The sequence below is a fragment of the Enterococcus hermanniensis genome (assembly GCF_001885945.1).
GTDB lineage: Bacteria > Bacillota > Bacilli > Lactobacillales > Enterococcaceae > Enterococcus_A > Enterococcus_A hermanniensis.
The window spans coordinates 1-1,396 of the sequence record NZ_JXKQ01000038.1; the positions used below are offsets into that span (position 1 = coordinate 1).

The following is a 1,396-nucleotide window of genomic DNA, read 5'->3' on the forward strand; positions in this document are numbered from 1 at the left end:
TTTTCAATATATTCAATTGTTAATTCTATTAATCGTCTCTCGCTCACTTTCAGCGTAGTAGAACTTGCTAGCATTTCATTTAGATCATTGATCAGTTTTTCTTTCATACAAAACCTCCATGATTGAGCTGCACCATTTGTTCTAAGTCTGTTTATCGTGTATTTCTTCTTGATTACTTCGATAAACTACCATATGAAAACTTTATTTTTATCTATGCTTACTTCGTATGATTCATGAGTATAATATTCACCTACCATCATTTCCGTTACATGAACCTCAAGTGATTTATCATCGATTTTTTCTAACTCTTCAATTAATTCTTTGACTGTCATATTTTCCTCCTCTAATGAATCGGCTAACGTAATTCATCTACCTTAATTCCCAAAGCGTCTGCAAATTTACAAGCTAGCTCAAAACTAGGCTTCTTTATTCTTCCAAGTTTTAAATCTGAAATTACTCCAGAATGTACTTTCATTTTTTTCGCAAGCTGCTCTTGATTTAATCCATTGATTTTCATATATTTCTTCACTTTAATCCACATTGAAAAACCCCCTTATATACTATATATAGTGTTGTTCGCATTGCGTCCCCGTACATATCGTGTAAAATTAACAATGAATAATGCGTCTGCCAATGTATTATTCAAAATCAGTGAGTGGTCCACTGAAATAATGATAAGGAGGTAGTCTATGCCCAATTACATTTGTAATAAGAACGCTGATGATAAAGGCCGCCATGAAATTCATACCGATTCATGCACGCACTTGCCTTTACCTAAAAACCAATTAGCTATTGGTTATTTCAGCAATTGCCAAGAGGCCATAAATCATATGGTCCGATCAAATCCTGATGGCAATTTCAATTTCGATGGCTGCTACTACTGTTGCTATGCATGCCATAAAGGTTAATTTATTGAGGAGCAGTTGCCGCTGCTTCTCTATTTTTTTGTACAATGGATCGGTATTTCTCTACTGAGTGGTATTCAATTACTTGCTCTAAATGCTTCTTGTAAGCTTTGTTTACAGCTTGAGCTCCAACCAATTCTTGTTCCAATTGATCACATACTCCCATCAGTTGCTCTTTACTCATATTTTCTCTTCCGTTTGACAATTTATTCATTTACTTTCTCCTCCTTAATATTGGTGGTTAACGGAACTAATCTTTCATCCAGAACATCCACTTTATTAATTCTTCTTGTGTCCCATTGAAGTAAAGATTCAATTCTGCTCCAAGGCAAATCAAACCTCCAACAACGAAGATGATAGCTCCAAATACTCGCCAACCTTTTTCACTTTTTTCGCTAACATTGAATAGGATATATACCAGAGCAGCTATTATGAAACCGACTATCGTGTGAACTATGGTCGTTGCAATCATTCGCCGTCCTCCAGTTTGG

At 35.4% G+C, this 1,396-nt stretch carries 4 protein-coding genes; all 4 read right to left on the bottom strand.

The window, feature by feature from the left end; all coding sequences use genetic code 11:
• Positions 1 to 185 precede the first annotated feature (185 nt).
• Positions 186 to 332, bottom strand: coding sequence for a hypothetical protein (locus RV04_RS13350; protein ID WP_169818219.1), 147 nt, complete (start codon positions 330 to 332; stop codon positions 186 to 188).
• 23 nt (positions 333 to 355) lie between these two features.
• Positions 356 to 541: a helix-turn-helix domain-containing protein gene (locus tag RV04_RS12885; protein ID WP_071858854.1), complete on the bottom strand. Its 186-nt coding sequence runs from the start codon at positions 539 to 541 to the stop codon at positions 356 to 358.
• A gap of 368 nt (positions 542 to 909) precedes the next feature.
• Positions 910 to 1,119 carry a hypothetical protein gene (locus tag RV04_RS12895; protein ID WP_071858856.1) on the bottom strand — a complete coding sequence of 70 codons (210 nt, stop codon included), beginning with the start codon at positions 1,117 to 1,119 and terminating at the stop codon, positions 910 to 912.
• A gap of 36 nt (positions 1,120 to 1,155) precedes the next feature.
• Positions 1,156 to 1,396: hypothetical protein (locus tag RV04_RS12900; RefSeq protein WP_245791105.1), on the bottom strand; the 241-nt coding region annotated here is incomplete at its 5' end.